This is a genomic window from Stenotrophomonas sp. X (assembly GCF_055721025.1).
In genome coordinates this window covers 1,206,786-1,227,382 of sequence record NZ_CM146756.1, presented here as the reverse complement: position 1 = coordinate 1,227,382, position 20,597 = coordinate 1,206,786, and the positions used below count along the sequence as shown (strand labels likewise).

Sequence of the window (20,597 nt, the reverse complement as noted above, 5' to 3'; positions counted from 1 at the left end):
AGGGAGGCGCAAGCCCCTCCTTCACCCCAGCTTCATATGATATTCATTCAAAGTAAAGACCCTACCCGCCTACAAGTGCGCCGCGACGCCTACTCATCCCCCACCCGGTTCGCACACACCCGCCCCTCGGCGAAATCCCGCAGGTTCCCCAGCGTAATCGCCGAGATCTCCTGCAGCGCCTCCACGGTGAAGAAGCCCTGGTGGCCGGTCACCAGCACGTTGGGGAAGGTCATCAGGCGCTGGAAGGCCTCGTCGTCGATGATCTCGCCGGAGAGGTCCTGGAAGAACAGCGCGCTTTCCTGCTCGTACACGTCGATGGCCAGATGACCCAGCCGCCGTGACTTCAGCGCGCGGATCACCGCATGGGTATCGACCAGCCCGCCGCGCGAGGTGTTGACCAGCATCGCGCCGGTCTTCATCCGCGCCAGCGAGGCATCGTTGATCAGATGCTGGGTATCGGGTGTCAGCGGGCAATGCAGCGACACGATATCGGCGCGCGCCAGCAGTTCATCCAGCCCAACCATGTCGCCCACGCCGGCGAAGGCCGGCGATGGATACGGGTCGTGCCCCAGCACGATGCAGCCCATGCCCCTGAAGATGCGCGCAGTAGCCAGGCCAATCTTGCCGGTGCCGACGATGCCGACCGTGCGCCCGTGCAGGGTGCGCCCGAGCAGGCCATCGAGCATGAAGTTGCCTTCGCGCACGCGGTTGTAGGCGCGATGGGTCTGCCGGTTGAGGGTCATCACCAGCGCCAGTGCATGCTCGGCCACGGCCTCGGGCGAATAGGCAGGAACACGGGCCACGAAAAGATCCAGCGCTTTCGCGGCGACGAGATCCACGTTGTTGAAACCCGCGCAGCGCAGCAGCACGGCGCGCACGCCCAACGCATGCAGGGCGTGCAGAACCGGCGCGTCCAGGTGATCGTTGACGAACACGCATACCGCGGCGCAGTCCTGTGCCAACGCAGCGGTATGCACGTCCAGCGCGGCATCGAAGTACACGAATGCAAAGCCCTGCCCGGCCGCATCGCGCTGGTTGGCCTCATCGAGGAAACGACGATCGTAGGGGCGGGCACTGAAAACGGCGATCTGCATGGACAGGCCTGGCGGGAATTCCCTGCCGACCATACCGCAGCACCTGCCCTGATGGGATGGTCCCGGAGATACGGATATCGCCGGGACCGAGTGCCCCTTAGAACCGGTAGCCCAGGCCCAGCATCACGCCGTTCTGGATCTGCCCATCGCGGCGTTCGCCCACGTAGTCGGCCATGATCGACAGGCGCTCGCTGGCACGGCTGGTCACGCCCAGGTTCCAGGCCAGCACCTGCTCACCCACGGCTTGGCTGCTGGCACCGAACAGCAGGTCCGGAGCTGCGGCGAAGCCGGTGCTGTAGCGGGCCTGGGTGTCACCCAGTTCCTTCTGCCAGACCACGCGCGCGCGCGGGGTGATGCGCTCGCCGTTGTTGCCTTCGAAGGTCTTGAACAGCTGCAGGCCCGCACCCACACGAATGCTCTCCAGGCTGCCACTGCGGCCAACCAGCGCACCGGCGCCCTGCCCTTCACTGAAGCGGGTGGCCGAGGTCCGCGCGTAGTCCACCACCGGCAGCAGCGGCTGGATCACCAGTCCCTTGCCGGTGGTGAACGAGAACGCATGTTCAACACGTGCGGAGATCGCATCGTTGCTGTATCGGGCGTGCAGCGGCTGTTGCAGCCCATCAATGCCGCCGACACCGCGGCGGGTGTCATGCCGCAGGTCGGTGTAGCGCACGGCCGCCGACAGGTAGCCACGCGAATAGGTCGCATCCAGATAGCCGCCCACATCCAGCGCGCGTACGTCGCCACTGAAACCGGAGCCATCGCTGGCCTTGGTCGACATGTCCGCCGCGGCCACGCTGACCCCCAGCGTGACACGGTCATCGGCCACGCGGGTGTCGGCACCGACCACGATGCCACCGATGTTGTGGCTCAGGCCGGCCACGCCGCCGTCGGCATCGATGCGGCCATGGCTGGCGAAACCGCGTGCCCAAAGGCCATGGCTGCGCCCCGCCACCCGGCTGTCGCCAGCAGCCTCGCCCGCCGGCTCGACCAGATGCATGGCCAGCTGATTGAACAGGCTGCCATGGCGCATGCCCGGCTGCGCTGAGACCGACTGCGCCGCCTGCGAAGCCAACCCGTCTGCATCGCCGCCACTGCGCATCGCCGACTGGTGCTGCTGCACGACGTTGCCGATGCTGCCGATCAGTGCATTGTCGGCCAGGCGCAGGCTGGCGTGCGCGTCACCGCGCAGGGCGCCAGCCTGCTGTGCGATCACATCACGGTCAGCGAACTGCAGCGCGCCGAGCAACGACTTCAGGCCGCTGTCCTGCCGGTCCGATGCAGCGGCCAGCGCGCGCCCCAGGCCGTCGCCGGAGGTGCCGTTGGTGAACAGGCCCAGCTGGTCGAAGCCTGGATTGGCGGTCAACCACAGGCCATCGGCGGTCTGGTTGACGTTGAAGCTGAGCAGCGAATTGTGGCGCGGGCGGAACACTTCACCGGCCGTGATGCTGGCGCTGTAGCCGGCATCGCCCAGCCGCACGGCATCCTGGAAGCCCCCCTGGTAGATCGGTCCTTCCACCAGGTCGCGACGGTAGGTGCCGGCATAGAAGCCCTGGGCGACGTTCAACGCCAGGTGTGCGCCCTGCGCGATCACCAGCGCGCCCTCCTCGGAGCCGCCATCGTAGAAGCTGCCCACGCGCAGGCGGCCACTGCCGGTACCACCGGTTTCGGTAACGTCGAACAGCACCTGCCCGCCGGGCATGATGTTGACGTAGCCGTGGGTCACCAGATCACCACCACGCGGCATCAGCGTGCCGAACACGCGCAGGCGGTTGAAGCCGTCTTCGCGGTAGGACGGGCCGGTGCCATCCAGCAACGCATCGCTGTCGGTGCCGACCGATGCGATATCACCGTGGCCGACCACGATGCTGCCCGGCATCACCCGCAGTTCGGGGGTGCGCAGCGCACCACCCTCCAGTGCGATGGTGCCGTTGTCCACCAGAATGAAATCGGCGCCGGTGGTTTCGGCGGTGCGCCAGGTGGCGCCGTTGCTGACACGGATCACGCCCGCCGAACTGGCCAGGGTGGACGCATCCAGATCGGCCAGCCGCAACTGGCCGCGCAGCTCTTCCTGGAGGTCGGGATCGGCGAGCAGCTGTTGCAGCGACTGCGTGCCGATGCCGTTCGGCCCCCGCGTGGAGACGTTGTACAGGCTCACCGCGTAGTTGATGTAGGTGCTGGCCCAGTCGGTGTTCCAGCGCGCGAAATCGTCGTCGACGAAGGCCTGCAGCTGGCGCGCGGTGCGCAGGTAGCCCGGGTTGATGTCGCCGCTGACGTTGCTGGTGACACGGAGGGTGTCGCCCGGATCGCGATAGCCTGCCGTGTTGATGATGTTGTTGCCGCGGATGTCCTGGCCCGGGAACGACTCCAGCTTGCTGCCGCTGCCATCCGGATCGAAGGTGACCGACGTACCCGTGGTGCGCGCCGGGTCGCGGAATACCAGCAGGCCATTGGGTTGAACCACTTCATACATCGCCTTGTGCAACAGGCCCGCATCCATGCCGCCGCCGTAGTTGCCTGTGTAGATCTGGGTCATGCGCGCTGACGGCGCATAGGTGATCTTGCCGCCACTGCTGGCGGCATGGATCTGCACCGAGTCGACCAGTGGCAGATCGCCGCCGAGGTAACGGTTGACGCCACCGGACTGCATGATCGAGCAGGACGAGATGCAGTGGCCGGACACGATGGTGTCCAGGCCCTGGGTGCGGATCACCGCCTGCAGCCACTCGCCGGCGATCAGCGCGCCACCATTGGATGTGCGCAGCACGACCTCGCGGATCGGACGGCCTTCAGCCTGTGCCTTGGCCAGCAGCGCGGGCAGCGCCACCACGTCGGCGACGGTCACGCCGCCGCTGAGGAAGACGCGATCGTCCCGCACGTGATAATTCATTGCCATGACGTCATCAACCGCCGCCATGGCGGTGATGCCCATCAGCCCGGCCAGGGCCAGGCTCAACTTCGAATGCTTCATGTGTTCTCTCTCCACCCGCAACACACGGGTCAGGAGTTCAACGTCCGGGCGGCGCAAACTCCCCCAGCGCACCAGCCCCCGAAACATGAATGCATTCACAATGGAATCAGGGGCCATGCACACTCTTCCCCATCCGGTCATCGTCGCGTAAAACTCGAAGACGCACCCGCCACCGACGCCCGAGGCCAGCCCTGTCCACGCCCTCTCCTCTGATCCATCGCGCGCCGGACCTGTCCGTGCCGACGGACGCGTTCATTGCGTTCGTACGGGAAGAGCGCGCGCCGTTGTGCGCTTTCCTGCGCACGCGCGGCGTTGGGCCGGAGGATGCCGAGGACATCGCGCAGGACTGCATGGAGCGGCTGATCCGCTATCGCGCGCACAGTGCCGACGAGCTGCGGTTGCTGCTGTATCGTATCGCCCGCAACCGCCTGGCAGACCGCGGCCGCTCGTCGCAGTCGCGGCCACACCTGTCTCTTGCCGAACACGATGGCGGCGACGAGCCCTCCAGCACGTCGCCCGATCCATTGCGCCAGGCCGAGTCCGGGCAGATGCTGTCCCTGCTGCGGCAGGCCCTGTTCAAGCTGCCCGAGCGCGCGCGCGAGGTGTACCTGCTCAACCGGATCACCGGCATGAGCTATACGCAGATCGCGCGGCACTGTGGAATCACCGCCAAGACCGTGGAAAAACATATCGCCCGCGCCCTGCAGGGCCTGCGCCAGGAACTCGGATCGGATCCGCTGCACAACGACAGGGACAACGGATGAGTCACGCCAGATCCAGGGAAGACACCCTGCTGTTTGAACGCGCCAGCGCCTGGGTGGCGCGGCTGGAGGCTCCGGACTGCACGCCGGGCGAGCGAGAGAGGTTCGAGGACTGGCTGGCCGAGGACCCGGCCCATGTCAGCGCCTGGATCCAGGCCGAGACCCTGTTCCAGCGGGGCGAAGAACTGGCCGCCGACCCGTGGCTGCGCACCGCCGCAGCACGTGCGGCACGGCCGGCGCAGCGTCGCTGGCTGCCGGCAGTGGCCGCCGCCGCAGGCGTCTGCCTGGCCATCGGGATCGGCTGGATGGTCGCCATAGACGGCAACCCCACACCGCTTCGCTATGCCAACGATTCCCACCAGCCCCGGCAGCAGACGCTGGCCGATGGCAGCGTGGCCACGCTGGATGCGGGCACCACGCTGCACGCCCGATTCGGTTGGCGCCATCGCAACCTGGTGCTGGAACGTGGCCGCCTGCAGCTGCAGGTCGCACCGTCGAGCAAGGCGCTGCAGCTGCGCGCCGGCGACAGCACCATCCGCGACATCGGCACCACCTTCCAGGTGGAGCGCCTGAACGACGGCCTGGTCGAAGTCGCGCTACTGGAAGGTGCGGTGGAAGTCAGCAATGGCGGGGCCCAGCACACCCTGGCACCCGGCCAGCAGCTGCAGGTGCTGCCCTCGGGCCGCTTCCAGCCCGGCCCGGCGCTGTCGTCCAATGCCGCTGCCGAAGGCTGGCTGAAGGGACAGCTGGTGTTCGATGCCACGCCGCTGTCGATCGTGGTCGAGCGCATGAACCGCTACGGTCGCACGCCGCTGGTGATCGCCGATCCCGAGATCGCCAGCCTGGCCGTGAGTGGCACCTTCCGTGCCGGCGATGCGCAGGAACTGCTGTCGGCGCTGGAACTGGGCTGGTCGGTGGCTGGCCAGGCGCGACCGGATGGCGCGCTGGAACTGCGCCGCACGTACTGAGGAGGCCTGCAGTGAAGGCAGTACCAGGCGCGCTGCGGGAGGGGCTGCTCCGCACCCTGTTCTGCTTCGCACTGAGCATCGCCGCGCTGCCCTCTGCCGATGCAGCCGAACAGGCCGGCACCCTGGAGGTCGATGTGGGTTCAGGCCCGCTCGCACCTGCCCTGCAGCAATGGGCGCGCCAGAGTGGCATCGCCCTGCTGTTCGATGCGCGTGAACTGGATGGCCTGCGCACGGCCGGCACCCATGGCCATAGCGATGCGGCCGCGGCCCTGAAGGAACTGGTCGCCGGCATGCCGGTGACCATCCTGCGCACGCCTGCCGGTGGATTCGTCGTCCGCCGCACCCGGCCGGCACCGCCATCGCCACCGCCGGTCGCGGCGCGTGCGATGCCCGCGGCACCGTCGCCGGGCAGGGTGCCGGAGACGCCACCGCAGGTGGAGCTGGCGCCGATCCATGTCACCGGCAGCCGGCTGCCGCGCACCTCCGTGCAGACCACGCTGCCGGTGACCATCATCGACCGCGATGACATCCTGCGCAGCGGTTACGGCAGCCTGTTCGACCTGCTGCGACACTTGCCGGGCATGAACGGCCACCCGGCAATGAGCACCTCGCGCAGTGGCGATTCGCAGTACCTGCCGGTGGGTGCGGCCACCACCACCAGCCTGGACGGCATGGGACCGCGTGCGACCTTGTTTCTGGTCAATGGCCGGCGCCTGCCACGCTATCCGATGGTGTCGCTGGAACAGGGCGGGCTCACCGACCTGGGGGGCATCCCGCTCAGCTTCGTCGAGCGCATCGAACTGGTGCGTGGCGGTGCGTCGGCCATCTATGGAGCCGACGCGATGTCCGGCGTGGTCAACATCATCCTGCGTGACCAGGCCGATGGCCCTGAAGCCATGCTGCAGACCGGCCTGAGCGGGCGCGGCGACGCCGGCCAGTATCGCCTGCAGGCGGCCACCGGTGGCGTGCGCGACGGAGGGGACCGCTGGTTCGCTGGCATCGACCTGCATCGCATCGACCACGTGGCCGGCGATCGCCGCGAATGGCATGCGGAAACCTCGCAGTACCTGATCGGCGCGTTCCGCGATGGACGCTACTGGCCGGCAACGCGCTGCGAAGGGCCATTGAAACGGCGCGATGGTGCCTGCTGGTTCGACAGCGCACGCCCGCGTTCGCTGCAACCGGCCTCGGACACCGCCTCGGCCTACCTGCGCTATCGGCATGAGCGCGGCGAGGGTCGCTATGCCTACGCCGAGGTGCGGGCCAGCCACAACCGGCAGCGCTTCGACCTCGGCCCGACCGCCGTAGCCATCGGACTTTATGGGTTCACCTTCAACAGCGTGCTGCGCGAAGCCGGCAACGTGCGTCCGCATGTACGTGCCACCGATGCCGACGTCACCTTCGGCATCGGCCGCGACCAGGGCCGCCGCAGCTGGGATGCCGGCATCAGCGCACAGCGCAGCGATGTCACTCTGACGACGTCCGGCACCGTGCGCGCCCAACCACTTTTGCGCGCGGCCGAGACGCTGGATTTCCTGCCCGGCTTCACCTCGTTGCCGGCAGAGACCGCCGCGCAGTTGTTCCCGTCGATCCGCAACCGCGGGCGCACCGAGCAGTGGCAGGGCTGGTGGGGCATGCAGCGCGAGTTGATGCCATTGGCCGGCGGTGCTGCACAAGTGGCCACCGGCATCGACCTGCGCCAGGAAAGCTGGACGTCGCATCCCGACGCGCTGCTGAGCCAGGGCGACCTGGCGCTGGGCCTGCCACAGGAACAACGCCACCTGTCACGCCGCAGTGGCGGTGCCTACGCCGAACTCGGCCTGCCATTGGCGCGCACGCTGCGCGTGGACCTGGCAGCACGCTGGGACCGCGATGGCGATTACCAGGCTTTCTCGCCCCGCGTGGGCGTACGCTGGAGCCCGACACCGCAGTGGTCATTCCTGCTTGCCACCGGGCGCGGCTACCGGGCCCCCAGCCTGTTCGAGCAACGGCGGCCACCGGGCTATTTCGGCGCGATCGAACTACCCGCCTCCAGTGCACTGCCCGACTGCGCGCAGAGCAACGGCAACGGACGCTGCAGCGTAACCGTGGACGTGGTGGAGAACGATGCGCTGAAAGCGGAGCGGTCGCGCAGTCATTCCCTGGGTGCGACCTGGACACCGACCGACGCGTTTTCACTGTCGCTGACCCACAACATCGTCGAACTGCGCAACGAGATCCTGGCCCTGCAACCGGCCGACGCAGTGTGGAACTCAAGCACGTGGGAGTTGGACGAGGACGGCAACCTGCACAACCTGCGCCTGTCCTTCGACAACATCGGCCGCACCACGTCGCGCAACCTTGTTCTGCGCGGGGAGTACCACATCGACACCGGCAGCACCGGCCAGTGGCTGTTCTCCGTCGATGCATTGAAACAGCAGGAGCTACGCCGCGAGCGTGGCCACGAAGCGACGGTGGACCTGCGTGGCCATGTCACGCCAGCGATGGCCGCCGTGCTCAATGTGCAGTGGCAGAACAGCAACTGGGACATCGCCCTGCGCGGCAACCAGGTGGGACGCACGCGTGCCTGGCTGCCCGGTGCGGAATGCCCGGAGGAACAGCGCGAGCAGAACCATTGCATGAATCCGCGGCAGCTGCGCTGGAACCTGCATCTGGCAAGGCGGCTGGGGCCGCGCGTGGTCGCCGCGCTGGACGTGCACAACGTGCTCGACACGCAACCGGTGAACTACCTGGTCGGCAATGGCGGGCAGATGCCGGGGCTGGACGATCCACTTGGCCGCTATTTCCTGCTGACCCTGCAGATCCGCTGAGCGTAGTACCCTACGCGCCCTGTTCCATCGGTCCCCCACCACCCCATGAAGGCCTATCTCTGGTTCTGGGGCGCGTTCCTGCTGTTCTTCGCGTTGCCCTTCCCCTGCATCCTCTACTTCGGCACGTCGTGGCCGGTGCCACTGGCCGAACGCAGCGCGCCATGGCTGGCCCTGCTGCTGCTCGCGCTGTCGCTGGCCCTGTGGCTCGCGTTGCTGCTCGCCTTCCTGCACTACCTGCTGCTGGGCCCACCGCGCGCGCTGCATCGGGTGCGCACCATCCTGGCCGACGGTGAGCCACGTGAGGCGTTGATCGAACAGGCCGAGCAGACCGGCGTGCACGTGCGCGGCTTCGCGCAGTGGAAGCTGCAACTGGGCTTCCAGAACCTGTCCGGCACGCCGATCAACGAGCAGATGCTGGTGGTGGACAGCAAACCGCAGCTGCAGCGTTTCGTGGCCGGCCAGCGCATCGAGGTTCGCCTGAGCCGGATGCCGGGTGCGTTCCCCAATGTGGTGCTGGACGGTGCCCTGCCCGAACTTGATGTCGCCAGCCTCTGGCGCCGCGGCGCCGGCGCGGTCATCGGCATCGTCGTGGTTGCCAGCGCCTACGTGCTCGCCTATCGGCTGCAGGGCGAGGGCCTGGGCTGGACGTTCCTGTCCTTCGGCCACCCACTGCTGGTGTGCCCGCTGGTGTTGTGCGGCTACGCCCTGGGCCTGCGCGTCCTGGGGCGCCTGCTGCAGGCTGATGCGCGCGGCGACGCGCTGAAGTACCGCGGCATCGGCGTGGATGCGAAGGTGCTGAAGCTGCGCCAGACCGGCACCTACCTCAACGAGCAGCCGCAGGTGGAGTTCCAGCTGGAGTACACCGACCGCGAAGGTGGCATACAGCAGGTGAGCGTGCGCCGCTTCATCCCGTTGATCGAGCTGGCCAACCTTCCACGCGAGCAGGTCACGTTGCTGTACGACCCGGAAGATCGCGGCAACGTTCGCCTGGAGGGTGTATGAAGCAGCCCCCCTCGACGCGACTGGTATTTTCGATGGTGCTGCTGTTGCTGGCCGGCGTCGCCGTTGCCGGCGGGGCACTGCAGACCCTTGCCGAAACGATGGGCCATTCGGTGCAGGATGACCGCGCAACCACGCCGATCACCACGCCCCCACCGTGCGAGCGGCCTGCTTCGCTCGCACCGATTCCCGAACCGCGGTCGATGTCGATGCCCGAACGCAGCAACCGCTTGTTCGATGCGGACTACCTGCTGGCCGCCCGCCAGGCACTGGAACAGATGCCAGCCCTGGCCGGGCACCGGTTGATGGTGTTCCACAGCATCCACTTCTACGACGACGGCCGCATCAATCTGGACCTGGTCGATCCGCAGCAACCTACGCACGTGGACAGCTACCACTTCGAGCACGGCCAGTGGCGCAAGGGCGAGCCGGTCGATCCGCAGCGCTTCGCGCCCACCATCACCCTGCGCCGCAGCAGCACGGCGCTGGCCAACATCGATTTCGAGGCGGTGCCACGCGTCGCCCAGGCGCTGCAGGCGCAGCGCAACGCGCTGATGGCCACGCCGGGTGACGTCGGCCACGTCTATGTGATCGTGCGCAAGGGTGGCAAGCTGGTGTGGCTGCCGGACGAGGTCGCCGGCGATCGCCAGTCCGCACGACTCTCGTTCGACGCACAGGGCCGTTCCGGCAACGCGAGCCTCCGATAGTCAACGCAAAGAGGGGACGGAGGGGATTAAGTCGTTTGCGCCTTGGTGCCGTCTGCGACTTAATCCCCTCCGTCCCCTTTTTCTATTTCACCGAACGGGCGATGGCGTACTGTGCGCCGTAGTAGGTGGACAGCACCAGCAGGCTGGCCAGTGGCAGGCCACCGGCGAAGCGGTCCCAGGCCAGCAGCGAATCGCTGGCGACGAACAGCAGCGCACCGACGGCAGCCCAGGGCGCACTTCGGGCTTCCACGGCGGGCTGCGGGCTGCGCCATTGCCGTGCCAAGGCCAACACCGCCATCGAGGCCAGCACCACCACGTACGCCAGCACCGGCATACGCATCGGTGCAGGCAGGTGCGGCCACAGCCCAAGCACATTGAGTACAGCGAACGCGCCGAGCAGGATGCTGGCGGCGAGCAGGCCACGCCCGGCACGCAGGCCCTCACGAAAGGCGACGATGTAGCAGAGGTGCGCCAGCAGGAACGCCACCAGCCCCGATACGAACGCGTCCATCGGCAACATCAGCGCGATGTCACCCACGCACGACAGCAGCATGCCGGCCAGCACCGCGCGCCGGTAGGACGGCTGCGCGGGATCACGCACCCGCCAGGCGATGGCAGCGATCAGCAGCGTGGTCGCCGGCTTCGCCAGCCAATGCAGCCAGCGCCCGTCACCGTGCAGGAATGCGCCGATGATGGCGAGGACCGCCATCAGAAGGATCCCGACGTCGCGCACGCGCGCTGTCATCGCGCCTTCCACAGATCCGCCAGGCGGTCAGGCTTGCCGGCAATGCGCTCCAGCACCGGATACTGCAGGCCATCGTGGTAGTCGATGTTCATCGTCTCGATGCGGTCGAACTGCTTCACCAGCAGCACGATCGGCGCCTTGTCCTTGGCCGCCGTCGCCACCGCATCCTTCAAGCGCTGGCTGCTGTACTCGCGCCCGCCAACCGCGATCACCTTCATGCCGGGTGCAAGACCGGCGTTGAAGGCCGCGCTGTCCCAGATCACATCACCGACCGTGCCGTTGTCGAGCACGGTCGCACCCAGCGAGTACGCCAGCAACGCCGCCTTGGCGCGTTTCTCCTGTGCCTTGTAAGCGTCGTTCGGGGTATCGCGGTAGACCAGCTTCCAGCCCGCCAGTTCCAGCCCCCCGGTCAACGAACCGTGGCCGTCCAGGCGCCCGCGCAGGAACGTTGCCCAGTCGTAGGGCGCGATGCCGTTCAAGGTCGCCACCACGTCGTCGAAGGTGTACGGGTTGACGCCCCAGTCGCCGTTGCCGACGCCGAAGAACGCACGCGCGAAGTCATCCAGGCTGCGACGGTTGCCACTCAGCGCGCGCAGCTTGCCCTCCACTTCCAGCCACAGCATCTGGCCACCGGAGTAATAGTCTTCGCTCATCTGGTAGTTGCGGTACGGCAACGTCCGGCGCTGGGCGATGGTCGGGTCGTTGGTGGTGTCCTGCAACGGGCGCCAGGCCAGGCCCGGGCGGCCGCGATCATAGGTCGCGGCCACATTGGCCAGCATGTCGCGCGCCTGCGCCGTCGACCACAGCCCCGAGCGTACCGCCAGCACCTGTCCCCAGAACTGGGTCTGCCCCTCGTATACCCACAGCAGGCTGTCGCCCATCGGCGTGTTGAAGTTGGCGGTAGCCAGGTCAGCGCCACGGCGGTACTTGCCGTTCCAGGAATGGGTGTACTCGTGCGGCAGCAGATCGCGCATCCAGGCGTTGTTGTCCCACTCGGTGAAGTAACCCGGGTCGGCGCTGTTCTCGCTGGAACGGTGATGCTCCAGGCCGATGCCACCAAGACGGTCGGTCAACGCCAGCAGGAATTCGTAGTGGTTGTAGTGGCGCGCACCGTAGAGCTTGTCGGCCTGCTGCACCAGTGCGCGGTGCAGGGTGATCTGTGCCTCGCTCGGCTTCAGCGACTTGGCTTCGTCGGCAAACACATTGAGGTGCACCGGCACCTTCGCGCCCGGATCGAGATCGATGCGCTGGTAGTGCTCGCCGGCGAACAACGGCGAATCGACCAGGTGGTCATAGGAGATCGGCTTGAACACCACGGTATCGCCGTCGCGGCGCGCGGTTTCCAGCGCAGTGGCGAACGACCAGCCCTTGGGCAGGGTCACGCTGGCCTGCGCCTGCAGGTCGCGTGCATCGACGCCGGCCGGATACAGCGAGTTGGCATTCCACTGCAGGTTGAGCATCTCCGGGGTCATCACCACCCGCCCCTGGCTGCCCCCCTGCGAGGACAGGAACTCGAAGTGGGCGACGATCTCGCTGACGCCCTCGGGCACGTCCACCTTGAACGCATAGACGTTGTACTGGTCGCGCTGCCAGGCCAGCGGCTTGCCGTTGGCGGTGACACGCAGGCCCGCCAGTTTGTCGATCGGGCCAGTGGGTGAATGGTTGCCGGGAATCCACTGGGGGTACAGCAGGGTCATCGGGCCGGGTTTGACCGGTACGGTGGCGGTCACCTTGAAGATGCGGCGAGCGAGATCGCGCGCATCCACATCGATGCGCAGCAGTCCTGGGGCTGCGGCATCACCCGATGGCGAGGCCTGCGCCAGCGCGGGCGTGGCGGCCAGCGCGAACAGCAACGACATCGCCAGGGCTCGGGTCTTCATCGGCAACTTCCAGCAGCGGAGAATCCTCCGATGCTAGGCCTGTGCGGTGCCCTGCCCCATGGCCAAAGGTCATGGGCGGTGCGCCAATCAGTGCATGCCAAAGGCGTGCGAACCAAGGTTCGCACCCACCAGAGCCAGGCCGGGTCAGTCGACCAGGCGCAGACGCAGTTCCTTCGGCAGCGCGAACACCATCGATTCCGGTTCGCCTTCCAGCTCGCCCACGCCGGTGGCACCCAGCTCGGCCAGGCGCGCCAGCACGCCATCGACCAGTACCTGCGGCGCCGAGGCGCCAGCGGTCACGCCGATGTGCTGCTTGCCCACCACCCACGCCGGGTCGATCTCGTGCGCACCGTCGATCAGGTACGACTCCACACCTTCACGGCGGGCCAGTTCGCTCAGACGGTTGGAATTGGAGCTGTTCGGCGAGCCGACCACCAGCACCAGGTCGCAGCGCTTGGCCAGGTCGCGTACGGCGTCCTGGCGGTTCTGCGTGGCGTAGCAGATGTCGTCGTTCTTCGGGCCCTGCATCGCCGGGAAACGCTCGCGCAGCGCATCGATGATGCCGCGCGTATCGTCCACCGACAGCGTGGTCTGGGTGGTGTAGGCGAAGTTGTCCGGCTGGTTGATGTGCAGCGTGGCGACCTGCTCGACATCCTCGACCAGGTAGATCTGGCCGGTGCCGGCTTCGCGGTTCCACTGGCCCATGGTGCCTTCCACTTCCGGGTGACCCGCGTGGCCGATCAGCACCACGTCACGGCCGGCACGGCAGTGGCGGGCGACCTCGAAGTGCACCTTGGTCACCAGCGGGCAGGTGGCGTCGAACACCTTCAGGCCACGGCGATCGGCTTCCTGGCGCACGGCCTGGGACACGCCATGGGCGCTGAAAATGACTGTGTTGTTGTCCGGCACTTCATCGAGTTCTTCGACGAAGATCGCACCGCGCTGCTTCAGGTCGTCGACCACGAAGCGGTTGTGCACCACTTCATGGCGGACGTAGATGGGCGCGCCCAGCGTTTCGATCGCGCGCTTGACGATCTCGATCGCACGATCGACACCAGCACAGAAACCACGCGGGTTGGCGAGCAGCACATCCATCAGTTCAATCTCCCGGCAGCGGCCGGCTTACGGTTTCGGGTTGGTATTATCCGCCTTTTTGGCGGACTTGCCGTCGAACAGGCCAAACAGGGCGATGCCGATGGCACCCACCACGATGGCCGAGTCGGCGATGTTGAACGAGGGCCAGGTGTAGCTGCCCACGTACCACTGGATGAAATCGACCACGTGGCCGTGTACCTGGCGGTCGATCACATTGCCGATGGCGCCGCCGATGATCAGCGCATACGGCACTGCGGCCTTCCAGTTGCCGCGGGCGGTACCGCGCAGCCACCAGGCCATCAGGCCGCTGATGGCGATCGCCAGCGCTGTGAAGAAGTACTTCTGCCAACCACCGGCGTCGCTCAGGAAACTGAATGCCGCGCCGGTGTTGTAGGTGCGGTACCAGTTCCAGAAGCCGTCGATGACCACCACCGGCTGGAACTCCGGCAGGCTCGACAGCACCCAGGCCTTGGACCACTGGTCCAGGCCGATGATGGCGGCCGACAGCAGCAGCCAGACCAGGGCGTTCGGATGCGGACGGGACGCGGCCATCAGAACCAGCTCCGCACTTCGCCGGCGCCGGTCACGTTGCTCACGCAACGGCCGCACAGTTCCGGATGGTCGGCGTTGCTGCCGACGTCGGCGCGGTGGTGCCAGCAGCGCACGCACTTGGCCTTGGTGGTCGGCTGGGCGCTGACGAACACCTCGTCGGTGGTCGCCGGGCGCACCTGCACGTCGCCACTGATGAACAGGAAACGCAGTTCATCGGCCAGCGGCTGCCAGCGCGCGGCCTGCTCTTCGCTGGCGGCGATGGTGATCTCCGCTTCCAGCGCGGCACCGATCGCGCCGTTGGCGCGCATCGGCTCGAGTACCTTGGCCACCTGCTCGCGCACGGCCAGCAGCTGGTCGAAGTCGGCGGCGTTGAGCTGGGCATCGACCGGCAGCGGCGCCAGGCCGTCGTACCAGGTGGTGAACAGCACATGGCCGGCACGTTCGCCCGGCAGGTAGCCCCACAGCTCGTCGGCGGTGAAGGTCAGGATCGGCGCGACCCAGCGGGTGAACGCTTCCGCGATGTGGTACATCGCGCTCTGTGCCGAACGACGACCGTGCGAATCGGTCGGCATCGTGTACAGGCGGTCCTTGGTCACGTCCAGGTACAGCGAGCCCAGGTCCACGCTGCAGAAGTTCAGCAGCAGCTGCACGATCTCGGCCATGTTGTAGCCGTCGTAGGCCGCCTTGATCTTCTCCTGCAGCTCCCAGGCGCGATGCACGATCCAGCGGTCCAGCGCGACCATCTGCTCGAGCGGTTGCAGGTGCCGGGCCGGATCGAAACCGTCCAGGTTGCCGAGCAGGAAGCGTGCGGTGTTGCGCAGGCGGCGGTAGGCGTCAGCATTGCGCTTCAGGATTTCCTGCGACAGCGACATCTCGTTGCTGTAGTCGGCCGAGGCGATCCACAGGCGCAGGATGTCCGCGCCCAGCTTGTTCATGATGTCCTGCGGCTCGATGCCGTTGCCCAGCGACTTGGACATCTTGCGGCCGTGCTCGTCCACGGTGAAACCATGGGTGAGGCACTGCTTGTACGGCGCGCGCTTGTCGATCGCCACGCCGGTCAGCAGCGAGGACTGGAACCAGCCACGATGCTGGTCGGAGCCTTCCAGGTACAGGTCGGCCGGCTTGCCGAAGCCACGCGCGGCGAGCACGCCCTCATGGGTCACGCCCGAGTCGAACCAGACGTCGAGGATGTCGGTGACCTTCTCGTAGTCGGCCGCTTCAGCGCCGAGCAGCTCGGCGGCGTCCAGCGAGTACCACACATCGATGCCCTCGGCTTCGACGCGGTCGGCAACCTGCTGCATCAGCTCCACCGAGCGCGGGTGGATCTCGCCGGTCTGGCGATGGGTGAACAGTGCGATCGGCACGCCCCAGGTGCGCTGGCGCGAGATGGTCCAGTCCGGGCGACCGTCGACCATGCTCTGGATGCGCGCCTTGCCCCAGGTCGGGAACCAGCCGACAGTGTCGATGGCGGCCAGCGCATCGCTGCGCAGGTTGGCCTTGTCCATCGAAATGAACCACTGCGGGGTGGCGCGGAACACCACTGGCGTCTTGTGGCGCCAGCAGTGCGGATAGCTGTGGCGGATCGGGTGGAAGGCCAGCAGCGAACCGTTGTCGCGCAGCACGCCGACGATGGCCTCCTGCGCCTTCCACAGGTGCTGGCCGGCCAGCACCACCTCACCGGCCGGCGGGGTCGATTCCAGGTACACGCCACGGCCGTCGATCGGGGTCACCTGCCCGGCGTTGTACTTGTCCAGCAGGCCGTACTTCTGGCTGACCACGAAATCTTCCTGGCCGTGACCAGGGGCGGTGTGCACCGCACCGGTACCGTCCTCGTCGGAGACGTGGTCGCCGTTGAGCAGCGGGATGTCGCGCTCCGGATAGAACGGATGCGCCAGCAGCTGGTTCTCCAGTGCCGCGCCGGTGGTTTCACCGTGCAGCACCACGTTCTCGACGCCATAGCGCTGCAGCGCGCGCTCGGCCAGGGCGGCGGCCAGCACCAGCCAACGGCGCTTGCCGTTGTGGGCCGGGCCCTCGGCCAGCACGTAGTTGATTTCCGCACCCAGCGACACCGCCAGCGAGGCCGGCAGCGTCCACGGCGTGGTGGTCCAGATCGGTACGGCCACTTCGACGTCGGCCGGCACGCCCACGCCGAACGCCTGGCCGATGGCCTGCGCATCGCGCGCGGCGTAGGCCACGTCGATCGCCGGCGATTCCTTTTCCTGGTACTCGATCTCGGCCTCGGCCAGCGCCGAGCCACAGTCGAAGCACCAGTACACCGGCTTGGCGCCACGCACCAGGTGTCCGTTGGCCACGACCTTGGCCAGCGCACGGATCTCGTTGGCTTCGAAGTCGAAGCTCAGGGTCTTGTACGGGTTGTCCCAGTCGCCGGTCACGCCCAGGCGCTTGAAGTCCACGCGCTGGATGTTGATCTGCTCTTCGGCGAACTCGCGGCACTTCTGCCGGAATTCAACCGCGTCGAGCTTGGTGCCGACCTTGCCCCACTTCTTTTCCACCGCGATCTCGATCGGCAGGCCATGGCAGTCCCAGCCCGGCACGTAGGGCGCATCGAAGCCGGCCAGGTAGCGCGACTTGACGATGATGTCCTTCAGGATCTTGTTGACCGCATGGCCCAGGTGGATGCGGCCGTTGGCGTAGGGCGGGCCGTCGTGCAGCACGAACAGCGGGCGGCCGGCGGCGTTGTCGCGCAGCTGCTGGTAGAGCCCCTGCGCTTCCCACCGCGCCAGAATGCCCGGCTCGCGCTTGGGCAGGTCGCCGCGCATCGGGAATTCGGTGGCTGGCAGGTTCAGGGTGGTCTTGTAGTCCTGGCTCACGCAGTGGCTCGCAATCTATGTTCGGAAAGGAGGGCGCGCGCCTGTTCGGCGTCGCGGTGCATCTGGTCGGTCAGTGCCGCCAGATCATTGAATTTCTCTTCGTCGCGCAGCTTGGCGACAAACTCCACGTCGATGTGGCGCCCGTACAGGTCGCCCTGGAAATCGAACAGGTGGGCTTCCAGCAGCGGCTCCACGCCGTCCACTGTCGGCCGGGTGCCGAAGCTGGACACCGACGGCCACGGCTGGTCGAACACGCCGTGCACCCAGGTTGCGTAGATGCCCGACAGCGCCGGGGTCTTCGGGAAGCGCAGATTGGCGGTGGGGAAACCCAGCGTACGGCCAAGCTGGCGCCCGCGCACCACCCGCCCGCTGATCGCGTAGGGGCGGCCGAGCAGGTCGTTGGCGCGGGCGAAATCGCCCCCCTGCAGCAGCTGGCGGATGCGGGTGCTGGAAATGCGCTCGCCATGCAGGTCCACCGCTTCAATCTCGCCGGCGCAGAAGCCCAATTCGGCGCCCATCTCCTGCAGCAGTGCCAGATCACCGCGGCGGCGGTTGCCGAAGCAGAACTCCGGCCCGATCCAGACTTCGCGGGCGCCCAGCCGGTGCACCAGCAACTGGCGCACGAAGGTCTCGGCCGGCATCGCCGCCATCGCGGCATCGAAACGCAGCAGGCCGATCGCATCGACGCCGAGCTCGCGCAGGATCTCGACCTTGCTGCGCGCCAGGGTCAGCCGCGGCGGCGGCGTGCCCTGCGCGAAGAACTCACGCGGCAGCGGTTCGAATGCCACGGCCACTGCGGCCACGCCCAAGGCGCGCGCGCGGGCGACCGCGTGGCGGACCAGCGCACGATGGCCCAGGTGGAGGCCGTCGAATGCACCGATACAGACCACGCTTCCGTTGAGGAACAGCTCCCCGCCCTCGACGCTTCTGAACAGCCTGCTCATCAACTCTCGTTCCGGCCCGACCGGGGCCGCCGCTTCAATGGTGTAACCCTGAAGTATAGCCGCCACGGGCCGCGATCAATGCCCGCGCAGGTCGCGCGGGCGGAAGCCCATCGCCAGCATGGCCACCGCATAGGTCGCGCCGCCGCCGCCGACCAGCAACGCCAGGGCACCGATCCGCTCCCACACACGCATCGCGGAGAAGCCCGGCAGCCAGTGCAGCAGCGCCAACAGCACGCCAACCATGGCCGCGCAGGCCAGCACCAAGCGCAGCAGATAGCCGCCCCAACCCGGCCGGCGCTGGTAGACATCGGTCTTGCCCAGCCAGTACCATAGCAGGCCCAGGTTCAGGTAACTGGACAGCGCGCTGGCGATGCCCAGTGCCAGGTGCAGGCCCGGCTGCTTGCCGATGGCCGCCATCACGCCCTGCGCCTTCAGCGCGTCGGGCACCATCACCTGGTACAGCACGGCCAGCAGGGCGAAGTTGAACACCATGTTGGCCACCAGCGCCGCCACACCGGCGCGCACCGGCGTCTTGGTGTCCTGGCGGGCGTAGAAGGCCGGCAGCACCACCTTCAGCAGGGCGAATGCCGGCAGGCCGAAGCTCAGGCCGTACACCGACAGCGCGGTCATGCGGGTGTCGAAGGCGCTGAACTGGCCGTGCTGGAAGATGGTCGCGATCAGCGGCTCGGCCAGCAGCAGCAGGCCCAGCATGGCCGGCACCGAGATCAGCAGGGTCATGCGCAGGCCCCAGTCCAGCGAACGCGAGAAGCCCTCGCGGTCGGTGCTGACATGGTGGCGGGCCAGCGCCGGCAGGATCACCGTCCCCAGGGCCACGCCGAACACGCCCAGCGGCAGCTCCAGGAAGCGGTCGGCCAGCGACAGCCAGGACTGCGAGCCGTCGATCAGCTTGGCCGCGATCACCGTGTCCAGCAGCAGGTTGATCTGCGCCACCGAGGAACCGAACAGGGTCGGCACCATCAGCGTCATGACCTTGCGCACGCCCGGGTGGCGCCAGCCCCAGCGCGGCAGGGACAGCAGGTTGATGCCCTTCAGCGAGGGCAGCTGGAACAGCAACTGCAGGATGCCGGCGGCCAGCACCGCCCAGCCCAGCGCCAGGATCTGCTTTTCCGGCGTGCCGCCCAGCCGCGGTGCCAGCCACAGCGCGCCGGCGATCATGCACAGGTTGAGAATGACCGGGGTCAGCGCCGGCATGGCAAAGCGCTGGAAGCTGTTCAGCGCACCACCGGCCAGTGCGGTCAGCGAGACGAACAGCAGGAACGGGAAGGTCAGGCGGAACAGGTCGACCAGCAGGCCCTGCTTGACCGGGTCGGTATCAACGCCACTGGAGAAGACCGAGGCCAGCTGCGGCGCGAAGATCAGCGCCAGTGCGGTGACCAGCATCAGCACCCCGCCCAGGGTGCCGGCGGTGCGGGACATCAGTTCGCGCAGCTCGGCGTGGCTGCGGGTTTCCTTCACTTCCGTGAACACCGGCACGAAAGCGGTGGCAAAAGACCCTTCGGCGAACAAGCGGCGCAGGAAATTGGGTACCCTGAAGGCGACCCAGAAAGCATCAGTGATGGCGTTGGTGCCGAACGTGGTGGTCACCACGAAGTCCCGGACAAGTCCGAGAACGCGCGAGACCATGGTCATGCTGCTGAACGACAGCAGGCCCCGCAACAACTTGGGTGAACTCACTCAGCGTCCCTCTTGACAATCGACTTGACGTGCATTTCTTACGCCATCATACTAGCTAGCTTGCTGTTCCCATAACACCGATTTTTTCAGGAAACCACCACCGTGGCCAATATCAAGTCCGCCAAGAAGCGCGCCAAGCAGACCGTCGTGCGCAACGCGCGCAACGTGGCTCAGCGCTCGATGCTGCGCACCGCTGTCAAGAAAGTGATCAAGGCGCTGGACGCCAACGATGCCGCCGGCGCCGAAGCCGCCTTCGCCGTTGCCCAGCCGATCCTGGATCGCTTCAGCGCGCGTGGCCTGATCCACAAGAACAAGGCTGCTCGCCACAAGAGCCGCCTGAACGACCGCATCAAGGCCCTCAAGGCCGCCTGATCCGGCGTTGCCGCCCTGCCCTTCGGGGTTGGGCTGCAGACAAAAGCCCGGCCCCGGCCGGGTTTTTTGTTGCCTGCGGTTTCCACCCTGTAGAGCCGAGCCCATGCTCGGCTGGCCGCGCGAACAGCAGCCGAGCATGGGCTCGGCCCTACAGAAGAGCGGTAGCCAACAAA

The 20,597-nt window shown here is 67.2% G+C and carries 15 protein-coding genes; 6 read left to right on the top strand and 9 right to left on the bottom strand.

Annotated elements, in window-relative coordinates; genetic code table 11:
• Window positions 1-89: 89 nt before the first annotated feature.
• Window positions 90-1,094 carry a 2-hydroxyacid dehydrogenase gene (locus tag ACZ75I_RS05655; RefSeq protein ID WP_180870941.1) on the bottom strand — a complete coding sequence of 335 codons (1,005 nt, stop codon included), beginning with the start codon at window positions 1,092-1,094 and terminating at the stop codon, window positions 90-92.
• Window positions 1,095-1,191: 97 nt separating this feature from the next.
• Window positions 1,192-4,065, bottom strand: coding sequence for an autotransporter domain-containing protein (locus tag ACZ75I_RS05650; RefSeq protein WP_472958801.1), 2,874 nt, complete (start codon window positions 4,063-4,065; stop codon window positions 1,192-1,194).
• A gap of 236 nt (window positions 4,066-4,301) precedes the next feature.
• On the opposite strand from ACZ75I_RS05650, the gene ACZ75I_RS05645 reads away from it, so the two are divergent.
• Genes ACZ75I_RS05645 through ACZ75I_RS05625 form a run of 5 tightly spaced genes read left to right on the top strand, consistent with a single transcriptional unit; the run spans window position 4,302 to window position 10,310 of the window.
• Window positions 4,302-4,829: an RNA polymerase sigma factor gene (locus ACZ75I_RS05645; protein WP_080352916.1), complete on the top strand. Its 528-nt coding sequence runs from the start codon at window positions 4,302-4,304 to the stop codon at window positions 4,827-4,829.
• Window positions 4,826-5,794, top strand: a complete 969-nt coding sequence (locus tag ACZ75I_RS05640; RefSeq protein ID WP_472958800.1) for a FecR family protein — start codon at window positions 4,826-4,828, stop codon at window positions 5,792-5,794. The genes ACZ75I_RS05645 and ACZ75I_RS05640 overlap by 4 nt, the downstream gene beginning before the upstream one ends.
• 11 nt (window positions 5,795-5,805) lie before the next feature.
• The gene (locus ACZ75I_RS05635; RefSeq protein WP_472958799.1) at window positions 5,806-8,604 is read left to right on the top strand and encodes a TonB-dependent receptor plug domain-containing protein; all 2,799 of its coding nucleotides are present in this window, start codon (window positions 5,806-5,808) and stop codon (window positions 8,602-8,604) included.
• Window positions 8,605-8,649: 45 nt separating this feature from the next.
• A complete protein-coding gene (locus ACZ75I_RS05630; RefSeq protein WP_472958798.1) occupies window positions 8,650-9,606 on the top strand; it encodes a hypothetical protein in 957 nt (318 codons plus the stop codon).
• Window positions 9,603-10,310, top strand: coding sequence for a hypothetical protein (locus tag ACZ75I_RS05625; RefSeq protein WP_180870950.1), 708 nt, complete (start codon window positions 9,603-9,605; stop codon window positions 10,308-10,310). The genes ACZ75I_RS05630 and ACZ75I_RS05625 overlap by 4 nt, the downstream gene beginning before the upstream one ends.
• A gap of 82 nt (window positions 10,311-10,392) precedes the next feature.
• Here the strand turns inward: ACZ75I_RS05625 and ACZ75I_RS05620 are convergent, their stop codons facing one another.
• The 7 genes from ACZ75I_RS05620 to murJ form a co-directional block, all read right to left on the bottom strand.
• Entirely contained in the window at window positions 10,393-11,055 is a 663-nt protein-coding gene (locus tag ACZ75I_RS05620) for a lysoplasmalogenase (protein WP_180870952.1), read from the bottom strand.
• Window positions 11,052-12,935 carry a M61 family metallopeptidase gene (locus ACZ75I_RS05615; protein WP_180870955.1) on the bottom strand — a complete coding sequence of 628 codons (1,884 nt, stop codon included), beginning with the start codon at window positions 12,933-12,935 and terminating at the stop codon, window positions 11,052-11,054. Before ACZ75I_RS05615 ends, ACZ75I_RS05620 begins: the two co-directional genes overlap by 4 nt.
• 144 nt (window positions 12,936-13,079) lie before the next feature.
• Window positions 13,080-14,030, bottom strand: a complete 951-nt coding sequence (gene ispH / locus ACZ75I_RS05610; protein ID WP_180870957.1) for a 4-hydroxy-3-methylbut-2-enyl diphosphate reductase — start codon at window positions 14,028-14,030, stop codon at window positions 13,080-13,082.
• A 27-nt stretch (window positions 14,031-14,057) separates the two neighbouring features.
• Complete coding sequence (gene lspA / locus ACZ75I_RS05605; RefSeq protein WP_180870959.1) at window positions 14,058-14,582, bottom strand: signal peptidase II; 525 nt, start codon at window positions 14,580-14,582, stop codon at window positions 14,058-14,060.
• Window positions 14,582-17,413 carry an isoleucine--tRNA ligase gene (ileS, locus tag ACZ75I_RS05600; RefSeq protein ID WP_472958797.1) on the bottom strand — a complete coding sequence of 944 codons (2,832 nt, stop codon included), beginning with the start codon at window positions 17,411-17,413 and terminating at the stop codon, window positions 14,582-14,584. Before ileS ends, lspA begins: the two co-directional genes overlap by 1 nt.
• Complete coding sequence (locus ACZ75I_RS05595) at window positions 17,410-18,357, bottom strand: bifunctional riboflavin kinase/FAD synthetase (protein ID WP_472958796.1); 948 nt, start codon at window positions 18,355-18,357, stop codon at window positions 17,410-17,412. The genes ileS and ACZ75I_RS05595 overlap by 4 nt, the downstream gene beginning before the upstream one ends.
• A gap of 75 nt (window positions 18,358-18,432) precedes the next feature.
• Entirely contained in the window at window positions 18,433-20,037 is a 1,605-nt protein-coding gene (murJ, locus tag ACZ75I_RS05590) for a murein biosynthesis integral membrane protein MurJ (protein WP_180870968.1), read from the bottom strand.
• A gap of 117 nt (window positions 20,038-20,154) precedes the next feature.
• Between murJ and rpsT the strand changes: the two genes are divergently transcribed.
• On the top strand, window positions 20,155-20,424 hold the full coding sequence (gene rpsT / locus ACZ75I_RS05585) for a 30S ribosomal protein S20 (protein ID WP_005408560.1): 270 nt from the start codon (window positions 20,155-20,157) through the stop codon (window positions 20,422-20,424).
• Window positions 20,425-20,597: the final 173 nt, after the last annotated feature.